The organism is Rhizobium sp. WSM4643 (genome assembly GCF_025152745.1).
Lineage (GTDB): Bacteria > Pseudomonadota > Alphaproteobacteria > Rhizobiales > Rhizobiaceae > Rhizobium > Rhizobium leguminosarum_I.
The window spans coordinates 4240280-4256434 of sequence record NZ_CP104040.1 but is presented as its reverse complement, the minus strand read 5'-3'; the positions used below and the strand labels follow the sequence as shown (position 1 = coordinate 4256434).

The following is a 16155-nucleotide window of genomic DNA, read 5'->3' as shown; positions in this document are numbered from 1 at the left end:
TACCCGCATCCTGATGTGCATTAAGTGCATAGGCGTTCGCACGACTGTGTTGGCTATCAGAAACGGGGTCTCTCGTGTCTAAATCTCTTGACAGTTTCAATTGTCGTTCCACGCTTTCCGTCAACGGGAAGGACTATGTCTATTACAGCCTGCCCAAGGCTGAGGCAAACGGTCTGGCCGGCGTGTCGAAGCTTCCCTATTCGATGAAGGTGCTGCTCGAAAACCTGTTGCGCTTCGAAGACGGCCAGTCGGTCACCAGGGAGCACATCCTGGCCGTTGCCGAATGGCTGAACAATAAGGGTGCGGTCGAAAACGAAATCGCCTATCGGCCGGCGCGCGTGCTGATGCAGGACTTCACCGGCGTTCCTGCCGTCGTCGATCTTGCCGCGATGCGCGACGCGATGGTGTCGCTCGGCGGCGATCCCGAGAAGATCAACCCGCTCGTTCCGGTCGACCTCGTCATCGACCACTCCGTCATCGTCGACGAATTCGGCACGCCGCAGGCTTTCGCCAAGAACGTGGAGCTGGAATACCAGCGCAACGGCGAGCGCTACCGCTTCCTGAAGTGGGGCCAGCAGGCCTTCAAGAATTTCCGCGTCGTGCCTCCCGGCACCGGCATCTGTCATCAGGTCAATCTCGAATATCTCGGCCAGACCGTCTGGACCAAGGAAGAGGACGGCGAGACGATCGCCTATCCCGATACCTGCGTCGGCACGGACAGCCACACGACGATGATCAACGGTCTCGGCGTTCTCGGCTGGGGTGTGGGCGGTATCGAAGCGGAAGCTGCGATGCTCGGCCAGCCGGTCTCGATGCTGCTGCCCGAAGTCATCGGCTTCAAGCTGACCGGCAAGCTCAAGGAAGGCGTCACGGCGACCGACCTCGTCCTTACCGTCGTGCAGATGCTGCGCAAGAAGGGCGTCGTTTCGAAGTTCGTCGAATTCTTCGGCCCCGGCATGGACAACATGCCGCTCGCCGACCGCGCGACGATCGGCAACATGGGCCCGGAATACGGCGCGACCTGCGGCTTCTTCCCGGTCGACGGCGAAACCATCAACTATCTCACCATGTCCGGCCGCACGCGTGACCGGATCGCGCTCGTCGAAGCCTATTCGAAGGCGCAAGGCATGTGGCGCGAGGGCGACGGTTCCGAGCTCGTCTTCACCGATACGCTGGAACTCGATCTTAGCCACGTCGTGCCGTCGATGGCCGGCCCGAAGCGTCCGGAAGGCCGCATCTCGCTCGAGAACATCGCGACCGGTTTCGCCGGCTCGATGGACGCGGATTACAAGAAGCCCGGCCAGCTGAACAATCGCTATGCCGTCGAAGGCATGGATTTCGATCTCGGCCATGGCGACGTGGCGATCGCTGCCATCACATCGTGCACCAACACCTCCAACCCGTCAGTGCTGATCGCCGCCGGCCTTCTTGCCCGCAACGCCGTTGCCAAGGGACTGAAGACGAAGCCGTGGGTGAAGACTTCTCTGGCTCCGGGATCGCAGGTCGTCGGTGAATATCTCGCCAAGTCGGGCCTGCAGGCCGATCTCGACAAGCTTGGCTTCAACCTCGTCGGCTTCGGCTGCACCACCTGCATCGGCAATTCCGGCCCGCTGCCGGCACCGATCTCGAAGACGATCAACGACAAGGGCCTTATCGTTTCCGGCGTTCTCTCCGGCAACCGTAACTTCGAAGGCCGTATCTCGCCCGACGTGCAGGCGAACTACCTCGCATCCCCGCCGCTCGTCGTCGCTTACGCGCTTGCCGGCACGGTACAGAAGGATCTGACCAAGGAGCCGATCGGCGAGGATGAGAGCGGCAACCCGGTCTATCTCAAGGACATCTGGCCGACCTCTAGGGAAGTCCAGGAATTCATCCTGAAATACGTGACCCGTGAGCTCTACGAACGCAAGTATGCCGATGTCTTCAAGGGCGACGTCAACTGGCAGGCCGTTCAGATCCCGCCGGGCCAGACCTATGCCTGGGACGACGATTCGACCTATGTGCAGAACCCGCCCTACTTCGTCGGCATGGGCAAGAAGGGCACCGGCGTCTCCGACATCAAGGGCGCCCGGGTTCTCGGCCTATTCGGCGACAAGATCACCACCGACCACATCTCGCCGGCCGGTTCGATCAAGGCGGCATCGCCAGCCGGTGCCTACCTCATCGACCACGACGTCGCCGTTGCCGACTTCAACCAGTACGGCACACGCCGCGGCAACCATGAAGTGATGATGCGCGGCACCTTCGCCAATATCCGCATCCGCAACCACATGCTTGGCCCGAACGGCAAGGAAGGCGGGTACACCATCCATTACCCGTCGAAGGAAGAGACCTCGATCTACGACGCCGCAATGCAGTACAAGCAAGAAGGCGTGCCGCTCGTCATCTTCGCCGGTGTCGAATATGGCAACGGCTCCTCGCGCGACTGGGCTGCCAAGGGCACCAGCCTGCTCGGCGTCAAAGCGGTGATCGCCCAGTCCTTCGAGCGCATCCATCGCTCGAACCTGGTCGGCATGGGTATCATTCCCTTCGTCTTCGAAGAGGGCACGACCTGGCAGAGCCTCGGCCTCAAGGGCGATGAACTCGTCACCATCGAAGGTCTGGAAAAGATCAAACCGCGCGAGAAGAAGATCGCCAGGATCACCTATAGCGACGGCACTGTGAAGGAGGTTCCACTGCTGTCGCGCGTCGACACGCTCGACGAGGTGATCTACCTCAACAATGGCGGCATCCTGCAGACGGTTCTGCGCGATCTAGCTGCCTGATTTTTTAAGAGATGCGCGTGATAATAGCCGCTGGAGAGCAATCTCCGGCGGCTTTTCTTTGATGCGGACAGTATTTGGACGGGCTCACGATGATTTGTTTTACGCAGGTTCCGGTCGGGCTAGGTCTCACCCGTTCGTGACTTTCCGTTTGGACCCTGAGGGATTATTCGTACGTTCATATCAGCGCCCCGGTTCAAACACGCCGCCGGCGCTGAAAAAGAGGTGCAGGTGAATGTCCCCCCGTTTTTTGATTCCGCTGATTGCCGGCGTTGTTCTCTCAGGCCCGCTGCAGGCCGAAGACGGTACGCCGAAAGGTGTCGTCGAACTCTTCACGTCTCAGGGCTGCTCCTCCTGTCCTCCCGCTGATGCCGCTTTCCGCAAGCTGGTGAACCAGGGCGATGTTATCGCGCTCGCCTACCATGTCGATTACTGGAACTATCTCGGCTGGGCCGATACGCTGAGCTCCAAGGAAAACACCGAGCGGCAGTACGGCTATGCCAGGACGATGGGCCGCAGCAACGTCTACACGCCGCAGGCGATCGTCAACGGACGCGGCCATCTGGCCGGCGCCGATCTGAATGGCATCAACAGCAAGATCGACACTTTTAGCAGCGAAGGCAACGGGCTGACCGTTCCGATCAGTGCCGCGATGCGCGGCGACGAGTTGGAGATCAAAATCGGCGCCGGACAGGGCAAAGCCAATGTCGTGATGGTCTATTTCGATAAGGAAAAGACGATCGATGTCGAAAAGGGCGAGAACAGCGGCAAGAAGATCTCCTATCTGCACAGCGTCACCAATGTCGAAACCGTCGGCATGTGGGACGGCAAGGCAACGAGTCTGACGTTGCCGGCAAGCGTCCTGCAGCGGCCGCAGCTTGAGGGCTGCGCCATCCTGCTGCAATCGGCGACCGCAGATGGCGACCCGGCTGCGATCCTTGGCGCGACCGTGGTGATGGCTGGCAAAAATATCTGAGATTCCATCCGCTTTCGGATGAAGTTCTGGGCGGCCCGGCCGAACGTATTCGGGGCTGGGGTTAAGGTCGATACGCTCCGCCGGGCCCTTTGGCGCGCTGGCGCCAAACTGGAATGCATAAATCTCCTGCAAATGAGGCGCTGTTTTGACTGAAATGCGGCGCTGCGGAGAAAGCGTCGGCTCTCCCCAGCGTGTCGTGCTTGCGAGCGCGGCACTGTAGTGCGGCCGAATGTGTCGGGCGATGGTCTTGCAATTTGTGACGGCTCGGGCAAACTGTCACTCTCCTGTCACAAGCGGAGGCCTCGGGAGACTGATGACAGATCAGCCGGATTTGCGACACGGCGAGAGCCGCTCCGTCGACAATAGTTCCTCAGTCGTCGTCGATCTCAGGGAATACAGACAAAGCAAGGATCCGCTTCCGGTGACCTTCCACCGGCGCGAGCTGGACGCGATCCTCTGGATCTACGGCCGGATGGTCGGTGATGGTGACTGGCGCGATTACGCCATTGATCATCTGAAGGACAGGGCGGTTTTTTCCGTTTTCAAGCGTTCCGGCGAAATGCCGCTCTTCCGCATCGAGAAAAACCCGAAGCTCGCCGCCAAGCAGGGCGCCTATTCCGTGATCAACACCAACGGCACCATCCTGAAGCGCGGTCACGAGTTGAACCAAGTGCTGAAGGTGTTCGACAAGGCCCTGAAGCTGGTCGACAAATAAAGCGCGTAGCGCTTTAAGTCTCTGTTTATGCATGTCGTTATCCCAAAACCGTTGCACACTTTTGGGCGACATGCATTAAGCCGCATCAGCCGGCAAACAGCGTGCCGGGATAGACGGACGGATCCGGATCGCTCGTCATGGCTTCGCCGAGCGCGCGCTGCATGAACATCGTGTCCAGCCAGCGGCCATGCTTATAGCCGGTGCCCTTCATCAGACCGACTTCCTCGAAGCCGGCTGCGCGATGAAGCGCGATCGAGGCCGGGCTGGCGCCGCCGATGACGGCTGCCATCTGACGAAAACCGAGTCCGGTGCAGCGGTCGATCAGTTCGGCAAGCAACGCCTTGCCGATGCCCCGGCCGCGGACCTCAGGCGCCAGATAGATCGAATCCTCGACCAGCCAGCGATAGGCAGGACGCGTGCGAAACGCCGAGGCATAGGCGTAGCCGAGCAGGGTTCCATCCGCATCGACCGCGGCGATATAGGGATATTGCTGGCTGACGATGGCCGCAAAACGTTGCGCCAGCTCGGCCTCGGACGGCGGTACGATCTCATAGCTCGCGACGCCGTTCAGGACGGATTCGCGATAGATATCGGCAATGGCGGGAATATCGGCTTGCGTGGCATCGCGCAGGAGGAAGGACATTTTGGCGGCAGATCCATTGAGGAGGATATCTCTTCCTAAAACCATCCCGCGAAAGCCTGCGCAACAAAAAAGGCGGCCGAAGCCGCCTTTTCGATCTCAGTCGGTCCTGCTTATTTACGGTTGCCCATGAACTGCAGCAGGAACATGAAGAGGTTGATGAAGTCGAGATAGAGCGTCAGCGCGCCCATGATCGCCTTGCGGCCGGCGACGGCGACGTCATCGGCTTCCAGGTACAATTCCTTGATCCGTTGCGTATCATAGGCGGTGAGGCCTGCGAAGATCAGCACGCCGAGTACCGAGATCGCGAACTGCACGGCGGATGACGCCAGGAAGATGTTGACCAGCGAAGCGATGATCAGGCCGAACAGACCCATGATCAGGAACGAGCCCATCGCCGACAGGTTACGCTTCGTCGTGTAGCCGTAAAGCGACAGCGCGCCAAAGGAGGCGGCGGTGACGAAGAAGGTCTGCACGACGCTCTGGCCCGTATAGATCAGGAAGATCGACGAGAGCGACAGGCCGACGAGCGCGGCATAGACCGCAAAGGTCGTCTGGGCGGCGGCCACCGTCATCGTATTGATCCGGAAGCTCAGGAAGAACACCAGAGCCAGCGGCGCCAGAATGACCACCCACTTCAGCGGGCTCACATAGATCGCCTGACCGAAAGCGGTCAGTTCGCCATTGGCGAAGGCGAGTTGGAACGACAGATATGCGGCCACACCGGTGATCGCCAGGCCCAGCGCCATCAGGTTGTAGACCTTGAGCATATAAGCGCGCAGGCCTTGATCAATCATCTCGCCGGTCTGAACGCGGCTTTGATAGTTACGAAGATCAGCCATAGTTTCCTCTTACAAGCTCCGATGGAAATACGGTGTCGGGGTTTTCGACCCGGGCGCCGCTGCGGAGCTCCAGCATGCCTGCGAACAATATGAGGCTTTCGCCCATTGCAAACAAGAGGCTTGCAAAGCCTCGGCCGGTTAAATCGCCGTAAGGTGAAGGGTTTGAGTGCCGCTGACTGGTCAAAGCTCGCGCAAAACGGGGGCCGCCTTCTGCCCAAGGATGCGCCAGGTACCGATCAGGCCGATGCCGACGGTTAGGATGAGCGCGGTCACAAGCGTCAGTCCGGCCACGTCGGGTAGAAAGGTCGAGGGTAGCCGCATGATGCGGGCGACGATGAACCAGGCGGCAACCCCGCCGGCGATCAGCGCGAAGATCGCAGTTGCGAGGCCGAGGATCAGATATTCGTAGCTGAAGGCGCGGATCAGCATGGCGCGCGTGGCGCCGAGCGTCTTCAGCACCACCGCGTCGTGGGTGCGCGCCCGGTTTCCGGCGGCAAGCGCGCCGGCAAGGACGAGGATCGAGGCGATGAGGGCGACGGAGGCAGCGGCGCGGATCGCGGTCGCCAGCTGTGCGACCAGCTGGTTGACGATATCGATCGCGTCCTTGACGCGCACGCTGGTGATCGTCGGATAGGTGTTGGTGACCGATTTGAGGATCGCGGCATCTTCGGCCGGTGTCGAAGAGGGATCGGTCAGGGTCGCCAGCCACGCATGCGGGGCGCCGCGGAAGGTATTCGGCGAGAAGACCATGACGAAATTGATCGACAGCGATTCCCACTCGACGCGGCGCAGACTGGCGATCTTCGCGGTGATGTTGCGGCCGAGCACGTTGACGGTGACCGTATCGCCGATCTTGAGGCCGAGCTCATGCGCCTCTTCCGAGGAGAAGGAGACGAGCGGCTCGCCGCTGTAATCCTTGTCCCACCATTTGCCTTCGGTGAGGGCGGCGTTCTCCGGCAGGGTTTCGGCATAGGTGATGCCGCGGTCGCCGTTCAGCACCCAGCGGCCGGCTGCCGGCACGTTCATCTTGGTGACGTCCTCGCCGTTGAAGGCGATGATCCGGCCGCGCAGCATCGGCACCTCGACGAGCTTGCCCTGCGGCGCCTGCGCCTGGACGAGATCGCGGAAGGCATCGACCTCGGCGCTCTGGATATCGACAAAGAAGAAGTTCGGCGCACCCTCGTTCATCCGGCCGGTCAGCTGCCGGCGCAGGTTCCCGTCGATCAGCGTCAGGGTTACCAGCAATGCCAGGCCAAGGCCGAGCGAGAGGACGACCGAGGGCGTCAGTGCGCCGGGGCGGTGGATGTTGCCGATCGCCAGCCGCAGCGCCGGCGAATTGACGCGCGGGCTCCGGCGCGCGAGCCAGGCGATCAGCGCCGCGACGAGGCGCAGGACGACGAAGGCGAAGACGATCGCGCCGACGAAGACGACGGCGATGAAGCGGTCATAGGCGGTAAGGATGGCAAGGCCGGCAAGGCCGGCCATGAACAGGGCGGCAAGCAGAATATAGGGCCAGGAAGGCAGGCGACGGGCCTCGAAGCCTTGCTCGCGAAAGAGGGCCGTCGCCGGCACTTCGCGGGCGTGGCCGAGCGGCAGGATGGCGAAGGCGAGCGTCGTCAGGATGCCGAAGAGCGTAGCGAGCAGCAGGGCGCCGGGATAAAGGGTCGGCGCAGTCGAGACCGGTAGAAATTGCGCCAGAAACTGGGCGGCGAACATCGGCGACAGGGCGCCGATGACGAGGCCTATCAGGATGCCGCCGAGAGCGATGATGGCAATCTGGAAGAGGTAGATCAGAACGACGACCTGCGCCGGCGCACCGAGACATTTGAAGGTGGCGATGGTGGTGCGCTTGGAATCGAGGAAGGCGCGCACCGCATTGGCGACACCGACGCCGCCGACGATCAGTGCGGTGAGGCCGACCAGGGTCAGGAACTGCGAGAAGCGGGTGATGTTCTCAGTGAGCGAGGGCGCGGCACGGTCGCTGGTGCGGATCGCCCAGCCGGCGGCGGGGAATTCCTTGGAGGCGCGCGCCTGGATGCCCGACATCGCGCCCTTGTCGTTCAGCCTGATCTTGTAGGCATGTTCGACCAGGCTTCCGGTCTGGATCAGTCCGGAGGCTTGGAGCGCCTGGCGGCTGACGAGCAGACGCGGCGCAAAGCCAAAACCTTCCGACAGCGCATCCGGCTCGGTCTTCACCGTGCCGGTGATGCTGAGCTTGACGTTGCCGAGCAGCAACTCGTCGCCGACGGCAAGCCCGAGCCGATCGAGAAGGAGGGGCGCTGCGACCGCGCCATAGGTGCCGCTTTGGCTGGAAAGCAGCGCTGCAAGCGGATAGTCCGGCTCGGCCACGAACTTGCCGTAGAGCGGGTAGGCTTCATCGACGGCCTTGACCTCGACCAGCGCCTGATCGGAACCGTCGGGCTTGCGGGCCATCGAGCGCAGGCCTGTCGACACTGAAAGGGTGCCGAGGCCTTCGAGGAAACCGATTTCCTGAGGCGTGGCTTCGCGGTTGTTGAGTTCGAAGCGGACGTCGCCGGCCAGCAGCTCCTGCCCCTGCGAGGCGATCGTGTCGGTGATCGACTGCGAAACGGAATTGACGGCGGCAATGGCGCCGGTGCCGAGCGCGATGCAGGCAAGGAAGATGTAGAAGCCGCGGATGCCGCCGCGCAGCTCGCGTAGCGCCAGGCGAAAAGCGAGCGAGACGCGTGGCGTGACGATCCTCATGCGATCGCCGCTTCGCTACGGCGGGCGGCGCTGTCGCTCTCGATCCTGCCGGAGCGGACGCGGACCTGGCGCGAGCATCGGTTTGCAAGCGAGACGTCATGGGTGACGAGAAGCAGGGTCATGCCGCGTTCGGCCTGCTTGGAGAACAAGACGTCGGCGATCTGGCGGCCGGTCTCGGTATCGAGATTGCCGGTCGGTTCGTCGGCGATCAGCAGGGCCGGCGACGGGGCGAGCGCCCTGGCAATCGCCACGCGCTGCTGTTCGCCGCCGGAAAGCTGGCCGGGATAGTGGTTCAGCCGCTCGCCAAGGCCGACCGATTTCAGCTCGCGATGAGCGATCTCGAAGGCGTTGCCGACATTGGCGAGTTCGAGCGGCACGGCGACGTTTTCCAACGCCGTCATATTGGCAATCAGGTGAAAGGACTGAAAGACGATGCCGATGTTGCGGCCGCGGAAATCGGCGACCTGGTCCTCGCTCAACGCGTGGAGCGGCGTGTCATTGATGTTGATCTCGCCGCTGTCGAGCTTCTCCAGCCCGGCAAGAACCATCAGCAGGGTGGATTTGCCGGAACCGGAAGGGCCGACGATGCCGACGGATTCGCCGGCCGCGATATCGAGATCGATGCCCTTCAGCACATGGACGGAGGCGGCTGCGCTGCCAAGGGTCAGATCGGCGCCCTTCAACTCGATAATGGTTTTTGCCAACAGAAATCGCCCTATATAAGTCCGTAATGGAAAGGCCGCATAACGGCACCTCGCCAATCTAGGGAAACCAGGATGAGATTTAAAGTTGCCGCCCTTCAATTCACCGTCATCGCCGTCTCGCTGATCCTTGCCACTGCCGCCGATGCCCGGACGATCAATCTCGTCGGTTTTGGGGATAGTTTGATGGCGGGCTATCAGCTGCCGCCCGGTGACGGCTTTCCGGAAAAGCTGCAGACGGCCCTGAAGGCGAAGGGGCTCGACGTCACCATTGCCAATGCCGGGGTCTCCGGCGACACGACGACAGGCGGGCTTGCGCGTATCGACTGGTCGGTACCCGACGGCACCGATGGCGTCATTCTCGAGCTTGGCGCCAACGATGCGCTGCGCGGCATTCCGCCGGAGGAGAGCGAGAAGAATCTCGATCAGATGATTGCCCGGCTAAAGGATCGCGGGATTGCCGTGCTGCTCGCCGGTATCATAGCGCCGCCGAACATGGGGGCGGATTATGCCGCGCGGTTTAACCCGATCTATCAGAAACTCTCGGAAAAACATGGGCTTCCGCTCTATGCCTTCTTCCTCGACGGCGTCGCGCTGGAGGCGGGGTTGAAGCTCGACGACGGCATGCATCCGAACGCGAGAGGTGTCGACGTTATGGTCGAAAAGATGGAGCCTGCTGTCACAAATTTCGTCGAAGCGATTTCTTCTGTGAAGAAATAGGGGCTTGCGCGGTTGTTGATTGCATGATTCCGTGTGAGCACCTGCAAAAGATTCGGGGAGTGCTCGTGATGCCGAGACTTTTTACCGCCCTCGAAATTCCGCGCAATGCGGCGATGAGTCTTTCATTGCTGCGCGGCGGCCTCCCCGGAGCACGGTGGATCGATGTGGAGAATTACCACATTACCCTGCGCTTCATTGGTGATGTCGACGGCCGCACGGCCGATGAAATCGTTGAACGCCTCGACCGGATCGACCGGCCGGAATTCCAGTTCCGGCTCGAAGGCATCGGTTCGTTCGGCTCGAAGAAACCGCATTCGGTCTGGGCCGGCGTCTCGCCATCGCCTGAAATGCATGCGCTGCAGGGCGAGATCGAGCGCATCTGCCAGCGCATCGGCCTGCCGCCCGATCCCCGCAAATTCATGCCGCATGTGACGCTGGCGCGGCTCAAATCCTCGCGGCTCGACGATGTCGTGCAATATCTGGCGGGACGCGGCAACTTCCACACGGCAACGTTCACTGCACCGCGCTTCGTGCTGCTTTCGTCGCGCGAATCGGTCGGTGGAGGGCCTTACCTCACCGAGGAAGTTTTCCCGCTGCACGAGGCACGCTCGACGCCCAGCGTTTCGAGCAGCCTGCAGCAGCCGGTCAAGAGCCTGGTGTAGACCAGCTCGAAACCTTCAGGGCCGCCATAATAGGGATCGGGGATATCCTCTCCCGTTCCCAGCGCGGCATCACCGAAAAGGTGGATATTCGCCCCAGGCGGTGTGCTCTTTTCGAGCGCCGCCAGGTTGTCTCGGTCTATGGCGAGGATCAGATCGAAATCCCTGAGATCCCTTACAGCGCCGCGCGTCTTTTCAGACGCGCAAAGGACGCTGTAACACTTTGAATTGCTGCATAATTGCATCCTTAAATCGATGACGATTTAAGGATGCAATTATGCAGCGGCTGAATGCAGCGAGCGCGCTGCCCCGATATGTCGATGCCGTGACTTTTCGCGGTGGCGATCGAACGCCGATCGGGCGGCTCGCCTTCATGCCAGCCGCCAGTGCCGGCGGAATCGATCGTAAAATCGCCGGTCAACCCCGCCTCGGCGACAAGATGGCCAAAAATTCCCTCCGCGAGCGGAGAACGGCATATATTGCCCATGCAAACGAAGAGGATGCTGATGCGTTTCATCGGTAACCTGTCGACAGAGAAGAGGATCATGGCATGAAAATGGAAAGACTGGAACGGGCGGCGGCCGAGGCTGAACTGACCGAGCTTGCGGGCTGGGCGCTCAATGATGCGGGTTCTTCGATATCGAAGACGTTCAAGTTCGCAAATTTCGTCGAGGCTTTCGGCTTCATGACGCAGGCAGCACTCGCGGCCGAGAAGCTCAACCACCATCCCGAATGGTTCAACGTCTATTCCAGGGTGGATGTGATGCTGAACACGCATGATGCCGGCGGACTGACGGAACTGGATTTCAAGCTCGCCAAAGCCATGGAGAAGGCTGCGGCGCGGCGTGTCGTTTGAAAGCGGGGCCGATTGAAAGGGATCGATTGAAAGGGGTCGATTGAAAGACTGGGCGCCGTCACCATATGTTCGCATGGACAAAAGGGATGCAGGCATGGACGAGGTCAAATTCGGGGAAATCCTCTTGCCGGGCGACGAGGACACCCAGAGCCGACGCGAGAAAACCGTCAGGCAGAAATTCTGGCCGACGTTTCGGCGGGCGGTGCGGCAGATCCCCTTCTCGCGCGATGTCGTCGCCGGTTTCTATTGCGCGCTCGATCCGCAGACGCCGACCAAGGTGCGCGGCGTGCTGCTTGCAGCACTCGCCTATTTCGTCATGCCGATCGACATGATCCCGGATGTTTTCGCCGTCATCGGTTTTTCCGACGACATCGCCGTGCTCTCGGCCGCCTTCGCCATGGTGCGCGGCCACATCCGGCCGGGCCACTACGAAGCCGCCGACCGCGTTCTCGCCGATCGACCCGAAGAAGCGATGAAGACGATCTAAAGCGCGTCCGCTGCACACTTTTGGGCGACATGCATCAGGCGATTTCGCGTTCCAGCACCTTGCGGAGCTTGCCGAAGGCAAGCCGGATACGCGATTTCACCGTGCCGAGCGGCAGCCCGGTTGATTCGGCGATCTCCGAATGCGATTGACCGAGGAAGAAGGCGGCGCGCAGCATGTCGCGCTGTTCCTCCGGCAATTGACCGACGGCCGCGCGTATCTTGGCGTCGCGATCGTCATTGGCGATGATCTCTTCCGCGCCGATATCACCCGGCGGCTGCAGGGCCGGATCGGTCTCGTCGAAGATGCGGGTATTGGCGCGGCGGCGCATGTCGATGCGGCGATTGCGGGCAATGCGGAAAAGCCAGGTCGAGAGGGACGATCGCGTGGCATCGTAAAGTCCTGCCTTGTGCCAGAGCACGATCATGATCTCCTGGACCAGTTCCTCGGCCTCGCCTGATGTCATCTTCTGGCGCATCAGCCAGGCCTTCAGGCGAGGGGCGAAATAGTCGAACAGGATGGAAAAGGCCTGCTGGTCGCGATCGTCCGCGACGGCCTTGGCGAGGGCAGCGAAACGCTGTCTTTCCTCGGCATCCATATCCCCTCACCAGCCCCCTGCGGCAATAATTTCGTCCCGGATTTCCAAGTCTTAATGAGGTACAACGGATTTGCGAAACGTCAAACTCTTGCCTGAATCTTTGTGTCTTAAATTCAGCCGAACGGACGGCCAGTGCCATCGGGGCACGATGTCGCGGCCGATACCGTCAAAGGTGCGAAAATTGACACTCGAGCTGAAATGACACAGGCAGATACAAATCGCAGCTATTGTTGACCATTTGGTAACCTGAATTAAGTCAAAATAAAGCAGATCGTGATTATGCGGCGCCCGCTATGATCGCTTCGGGCCTTGAATCGCAAGAACCGGCAGGAATCCATGTTTGTAAAAAGTATCGTATCCGCTCTCGCACTCACCCTTGTTATGGCCGGAGTTGCGGAAGCGCAGCAGGCCGCGCCGAACCGCATCCAGCAGTTCCAGGCATGGGGCGCCTACTCCTACAAGTCGGGCAACAGCACCGTCTGCTACGTGCTGTCCGTTCCGACGGCAAAGCAGCCGGCAAGCGTCGACCACGGCGACAATTTCTTCATCGTCTCTCAGCGTCCGGGCCAGAACATCTCCTACGAGCCGCAGGCGATGATGGGCTACACGGTCAAGGAAAATTCGAAGATCAACGTCGTCATCGACAACAAGACCTTCGTGATGTTCACCAAGGACAAGGCCGGCTGGGTCGAGAATGCGGCCCAGGAGCCCGCCCTCGTCGCCGCGATGAAGACCGGTCATTCGATGACGGTGAATGCCGTTTCGCGCAAGGGCACAGGCACCTCCTACAGCTATTCGCTCTCGGGTATCTCGGCTGCGCTGAAGCAGATCGAAACCTGCAAGTAAGCGTTTTTTGTTCGCAGATCTTCGAGGGCCGGCCTTGCGCCGGCCCTCGTCGTTTCCATCTATGGTGACGCGCGGGCAAAATGATGCTAAAGCCGGCGCCAACAGCGGACAGATCGCGATTTCAGTCGCCGTTCCGCCATTCAACTTCTGCCGATGTGCTGTCATGCGCCCGCAGGTCTTCCGGCTTACCGCTGAAGTCCGCGGGGTTGCGAGGAGCAGCCACATGTTTGAATTCGGGATGAATGCCTATGTCCGTCATGGATGCGATCGTTGTCACCAAGCCGCAGGCGCGCACGTCCGCCAGCCTCGAGAAGCCGTCGTTGATCGGCATGTCGCGCGAGGAGATGGCGGCGGCACTCCGGGAAAAGGGTGTGGCCGAGAAGCAGATCAAGATGCGCGTCTCGCAGCTCTGGAACTGGATCTATGTGCGCGGGGTTTCCGATTTCGACCATATGACGAATGTCGCCAAGGACATGCGGGAGATGCTGAAGCAGCATTTCACCATCGAACGTCCCGAGATCGTCGAGGAGCAGGTTTCCAACGACGGCACGCGCAAATGGCTGCTGCGCTTTCCCGCCCGCGGTGCCGGGCGTCCCGTCGAGATCGAGGCCGTCTACATTCCGGAAGAGGGCCGCGGCACGCTCTGTCTTTCCAGCCAGGTCGGCTGTACGCTGACCTGTTCCTTCTGTCATACCGGGACGCAGCGTCTGGTGCGCAACCTGACGGCGGAGGAAATTCTTTCGCAGCTGCTGCTTGCCCGCGACCGGCTTGGGGATTTCCCGGACCGTGAAGCGCCGCAGGGTACGATCATGCCTGCCGAGGGCCGTAAGGTCAGCAACATCGTCATGATGGGCATGGGTGAGCCGCTCTATAACTTCGATGCCGTCAAGCAGGCATTGCTGATCGCCACGGATGGTGACGGCCTGTCGCTGTCCAGGCGTCGCGTGACGCTGTCCACCTCCGGTGTCGTGCCGGAGATCTTCCGCACCGGCGAGGAGATCGGCGTCATGCTGGCGATTTCGCTGCATGCGGTGCGCGACGATCTGCGTGACATTCTCGTGCCGATCAACAAGAAGTACCCGCTGAAAGAGCTGATCGAGGCCTGCCGGACCTATCCCGGCCTTTCGAACGCGCGGCGCATCACCTTCGAATATGTGATGCTGAAGGATGTCAACGACAGCCTGGAAGACGCCAAAAGGTTGATCAAGCTCCTGAAGGGCGTGCCGGCGAAGATCAACCTCATTCCGTTCAATCCCTGGCCCGGCACCAATTACCAGTGTTCCGACTGGGAGCAGATCGAGAAGTTCGCCGATTTCATCAATTCGGCAGGCTATGCTTCGCCGATCCGCACGCCGCGCGGCCGCGACATTCTTGCCGCCTGCGGTCAGCTGAAATCGGAATCCGAACGTATGCGCAAGACCGAACGTCTGGCCTTCGAGGCGATGATGATCGCCAATCACGGCGCCGACGACTGATCAGCAAGTTTGATCCTTGCTACAATTCTCCGCGATTGATTTCAGGGGGCGCTTTTCCTAAAAGTAGCGCCAAAATCATTCAGGAGGATCCCCATGCGCCCGATTTTGCTCGCTCTTGCCGCCAGTTTGGCCCTTTCCCTGCCCGCAAAGGCCGATGACGTCACCGTCGCCGTGACGGCGATCGTCGAACATCCGGCGCTCGATGCGGCGCGCAAGGGCGTTCTCGATGCGCTGACGGCGGCCGGCTACAAGGAAGGCGAGAACCTGAAATTCGTGTTCGAGTCGGCGCAGGGCAACCCGGCGACGGCAGCCCAGATCGCCCGCCAGTTCGCCGGCGACGAGCCCAATGTCATCGTGCCGATTTCAACGCCTTCGGCCCAGGCCGTCGTTTCCTCGACACGTGACATTCCTGTCGTCTTCACGGCCGTGTCCGATCCGCTCGGCGCCCAGCTCGTCAAGAACATGGACAAGCCCGGCGGCAATGTCACCGGCCTCTCCGACATGTCGCCGGTCGCCGAGCACATAGCGCTGATCAAGGAAATCCTGCCCGATGTGAAAAGCATCGGCTATCTCTACAATTCCGGCGAGGCGAATTCCGTTTCGCTGCTCGCCGTGCTGAAGGCTGAAGCCGAAAAGGCTGGCCTGAAGGTGGTCGAATCGGCCGCCACCAAGTCGGCCGAGGTCCAGGGTGCGGCACGCGCGCTCGTCGGCCGCGCCGATGTGATCTACATTCCGACCGACAACACGATCATCTCCGCGCTTGAAGGCGCGGTCGCGGTTGCCGAGGAGAGCAAGCTGCCGCTCTTTACCGCCGATACGGATTCGGTTTCGCGCGGCTCGATCGCCGCTCTCGGCTTCAACTATTATGATGTCGGCAAGCAGACCGGCGAGATCGTCGTGCGCGTGCTGAAGGGCGAGAACCCGGGCGACATCGCGGTCAAGACCGCCGCCGGCAGCGACCTCGTCGTCAACAAGGCGGCGGCCGCGAAGATGGGCGTCACGCTGCCGCAAAGCGTGCTTTCCCGCGCCAATAAGGTTATTGAATAATCGGCCGTTAGTTCGACGTTTAGTTGGATACAGCCGCTCCCGTTTGCACGGGGGCGGCTCTTCGTATTAAAACGCTGCGGTTTCGCGACGGGCGGAACGGACATAAAAAG

Annotated in this window: 15 protein-coding genes and 1 pseudogene; 10 read left to right on the top strand and 6 right to left on the bottom strand. The window is 61.0% G+C overall.

Annotation, left to right across the window (positions count from 1 at the left end):
- The first annotated feature begins 74 nt into the window (after nucleotides 1–74).
- The 3 genes from acnA (at nucleotide 75) to N1937_RS21000 (ending at nucleotide 4453) form a co-directional block, all read left to right on the top strand.
- On the top strand, nucleotides 75–2765 hold the full coding sequence (gene acnA / locus N1937_RS21010; protein WP_260056892.1) for an aconitate hydratase AcnA: 2691 nt from the start codon (nucleotides 75–77) through the stop codon (nucleotides 2763–2765).
- Between the two features lie 232 nt (nucleotides 2766–2997).
- Nucleotides 2998–3738, top strand: coding sequence for a DUF1223 domain-containing protein (locus tag N1937_RS21005; protein WP_222301057.1), 741 nt, complete (start codon nucleotides 2998–3000; stop codon nucleotides 3736–3738).
- Between the two features lie 313 nt (nucleotides 3739–4051).
- Complete coding sequence (locus tag N1937_RS21000; protein ID WP_222292836.1) at nucleotides 4052–4453, top strand: DUF2794 domain-containing protein; 402 nt, start codon at nucleotides 4052–4054, stop codon at nucleotides 4451–4453.
- Nucleotides 4454–4538: 85 nt separating this feature from the next.
- Here N1937_RS21000 and N1937_RS20995 read toward each other — a convergent pair whose 3' ends face one another.
- The 4 genes from N1937_RS20995 to N1937_RS20980 form a co-directional block, all read right to left on the bottom strand.
- Nucleotides 4539–5096 (bottom strand): GNAT family N-acetyltransferase, encoded by a 558-nt coding sequence (locus tag N1937_RS20995; RefSeq protein WP_162116897.1) that lies wholly within the window; start codon nucleotides 5094–5096, stop codon nucleotides 4539–4541.
- A gap of 110 nt (nucleotides 5097–5206) precedes the next feature.
- Nucleotides 5207–5935, bottom strand: a complete 729-nt coding sequence (locus N1937_RS20990; RefSeq protein WP_017966197.1) for a Bax inhibitor-1/YccA family protein — start codon at nucleotides 5933–5935, stop codon at nucleotides 5207–5209.
- Between the two features lie 180 nt (nucleotides 5936–6115).
- Nucleotides 6116–8659, bottom strand: coding sequence for an ABC transporter permease (locus N1937_RS20985; protein ID WP_260056890.1), 2544 nt, complete (start codon nucleotides 8657–8659; stop codon nucleotides 6116–6118).
- Entirely contained in the window at nucleotides 8656–9363 is a 708-nt protein-coding gene (locus tag N1937_RS20980; protein WP_260056889.1) for an ABC transporter ATP-binding protein, read from the bottom strand. Before N1937_RS20980 ends, N1937_RS20985 begins: the two co-directional genes overlap by 4 nt.
- 72 nt (nucleotides 9364–9435) lie before the next feature.
- Between N1937_RS20980 and N1937_RS20975 the strand changes: the two genes are divergently transcribed.
- Both N1937_RS20975 and thpR read left to right on the top strand, forming a co-directional pair.
- Nucleotides 9436–10080 (top strand): arylesterase, encoded by a 645-nt coding sequence (locus N1937_RS20975; RefSeq protein WP_162116893.1) that lies wholly within the window; start codon nucleotides 9436–9438, stop codon nucleotides 10078–10080.
- Nucleotides 10081–10148: 68 nt separating this feature from the next.
- Nucleotides 10149–10742 (top strand): RNA 2',3'-cyclic phosphodiesterase, encoded by a 594-nt coding sequence (thpR, locus tag N1937_RS20970; RefSeq protein ID WP_026154359.1) that lies wholly within the window; start codon nucleotides 10149–10151, stop codon nucleotides 10740–10742.
- Here thpR and N1937_RS31585 read toward each other — a convergent pair.
- Nucleotides 10649–11256, bottom strand: a pseudogene (locus tag N1937_RS31585) (low molecular weight protein-tyrosine-phosphatase). The gene thpR and the pseudogene N1937_RS31585 overlap by 94 nt on opposite strands.
- 33 nt (nucleotides 11257–11289) lie before the next feature.
- Here N1937_RS31585 and N1937_RS20955 point away from each other — a divergent pair.
- Nucleotides 11290–11595 carry a 4a-hydroxytetrahydrobiopterin dehydratase gene (locus tag N1937_RS20955; protein ID WP_260056888.1) on the top strand — a complete coding sequence of 102 codons (306 nt, stop codon included), beginning with the start codon at nucleotides 11290–11292 and terminating at the stop codon, nucleotides 11593–11595.
- Between the two features lie 94 nt (nucleotides 11596–11689).
- Nucleotides 11690–12082, top strand: a complete 393-nt coding sequence (locus N1937_RS20950) for a YkvA family protein (RefSeq protein WP_018072065.1) — start codon at nucleotides 11690–11692, stop codon at nucleotides 12080–12082.
- A gap of 34 nt (nucleotides 12083–12116) precedes the next feature.
- On the opposite strand, the gene N1937_RS20945 is transcribed toward N1937_RS20950, so the two are convergent.
- The gene (locus N1937_RS20945; RefSeq protein ID WP_162116890.1) at nucleotides 12117–12677 is read right to left on the bottom strand and encodes a sigma-70 family RNA polymerase sigma factor; all 561 of its coding nucleotides are present in this window, start codon (nucleotides 12675–12677) and stop codon (nucleotides 12117–12119) included.
- A 336-nt stretch (nucleotides 12678–13013) separates the two neighbouring features.
- On the opposite strand from N1937_RS20945, the gene N1937_RS20940 reads away from it, so the two are divergent.
- The 3 genes from N1937_RS20940 to N1937_RS20930 all read left to right on the top strand — a co-directional run bounded on the left by N1937_RS20940 (nucleotide 13014) and on the right by N1937_RS20930 (nucleotide 16045).
- Complete coding sequence (locus N1937_RS20940; protein ID WP_017966206.1) at nucleotides 13014–13523, top strand: invasion associated locus B family protein; 510 nt, start codon at nucleotides 13014–13016, stop codon at nucleotides 13521–13523.
- 248 nt (nucleotides 13524–13771) lie between these two features.
- Nucleotides 13772–14998, top strand: coding sequence for a 23S rRNA (adenine(2503)-C(2))-methyltransferase RlmN (rlmN, locus tag N1937_RS20935; protein WP_260056887.1), 1227 nt, complete (start codon nucleotides 13772–13774; stop codon nucleotides 14996–14998).
- Nucleotides 14999–15091: 93 nt separating this feature from the next.
- Entirely contained in the window at nucleotides 15092–16045 is a 954-nt protein-coding gene (locus tag N1937_RS20930) for an ABC transporter substrate-binding protein (RefSeq protein ID WP_222279761.1), read from the top strand.
- Nucleotides 16046–16155: the final 110 nt, after the last annotated feature.

What these genes read in the sequence shown, in the direction of transcription:
- N1937_RS21000 (WP_222292836.1), top strand. Translation starts at nt 4,052, where the DNA reads ATGACAGATCAGCCGGATTTGCGACACGGCGAGAGCCGCTCCGTCGAC.
- N1937_RS21005 (WP_222301057.1), top strand. Translation starts at nt 2,998, where the DNA reads ATGTCCCCCCGTTTTTTGATTCCGCTGATTGCCGGCGTTGTTCTCTCA.
- N1937_RS20995 (WP_162116897.1), bottom strand. Translation starts at nt 5,096, where the DNA reads ATGTCCTTCCTCCTGCGCGATGCCACGCAAGCCGATATTCCCGCCATT.
- N1937_RS20940 (WP_017966206.1), top strand. Translation starts at nt 13,014, where the DNA reads ATGTTTGTAAAAAGTATCGTATCCGCTCTCGCACTCACCCTTGTTATG.
- N1937_RS20990 (WP_017966197.1), bottom strand. Translation starts at nt 5,935, where the DNA reads ATGGCTGATCTTCGTAACTATCAAAGCCGCGTTCAGACCGGCGAGATG.
- rlmN (WP_260056887.1), top strand. Translation starts at nt 13,772, where the DNA reads ATGTCCGTCATGGATGCGATCGTTGTCACCAAGCCGCAGGCGCGCACG.
- thpR (WP_026154359.1), top strand. Translation starts at nt 10,149, where the DNA reads ATGCCGAGACTTTTTACCGCCCTCGAAATTCCGCGCAATGCGGCGATG.
- N1937_RS20975 (WP_162116893.1), top strand. Translation starts at nt 9,436, where the DNA reads ATGAGATTTAAAGTTGCCGCCCTTCAATTCACCGTCATCGCCGTCTCG.
- N1937_RS20955 (WP_260056888.1), top strand. Translation starts at nt 11,290, where the DNA reads ATGAAAATGGAAAGACTGGAACGGGCGGCGGCCGAGGCTGAACTGACC.
- N1937_RS20950 (WP_018072065.1), top strand. Translation starts at nt 11,690, where the DNA reads ATGGACGAGGTCAAATTCGGGGAAATCCTCTTGCCGGGCGACGAGGAC.
- N1937_RS20930 (WP_222279761.1), top strand. Translation starts at nt 15,092, where the DNA reads ATGCGCCCGATTTTGCTCGCTCTTGCCGCCAGTTTGGCCCTTTCCCTG.
- N1937_RS20985 (WP_260056890.1), bottom strand. Translation starts at nt 8,659, where the DNA reads ATGAGGATCGTCACGCCACGCGTCTCGCTCGCTTTTCGCCTGGCGCTA.
- N1937_RS20945 (WP_162116890.1), bottom strand. Translation starts at nt 12,677, where the DNA reads ATGGATGCCGAGGAAAGACAGCGTTTCGCTGCCCTCGCCAAGGCCGTC.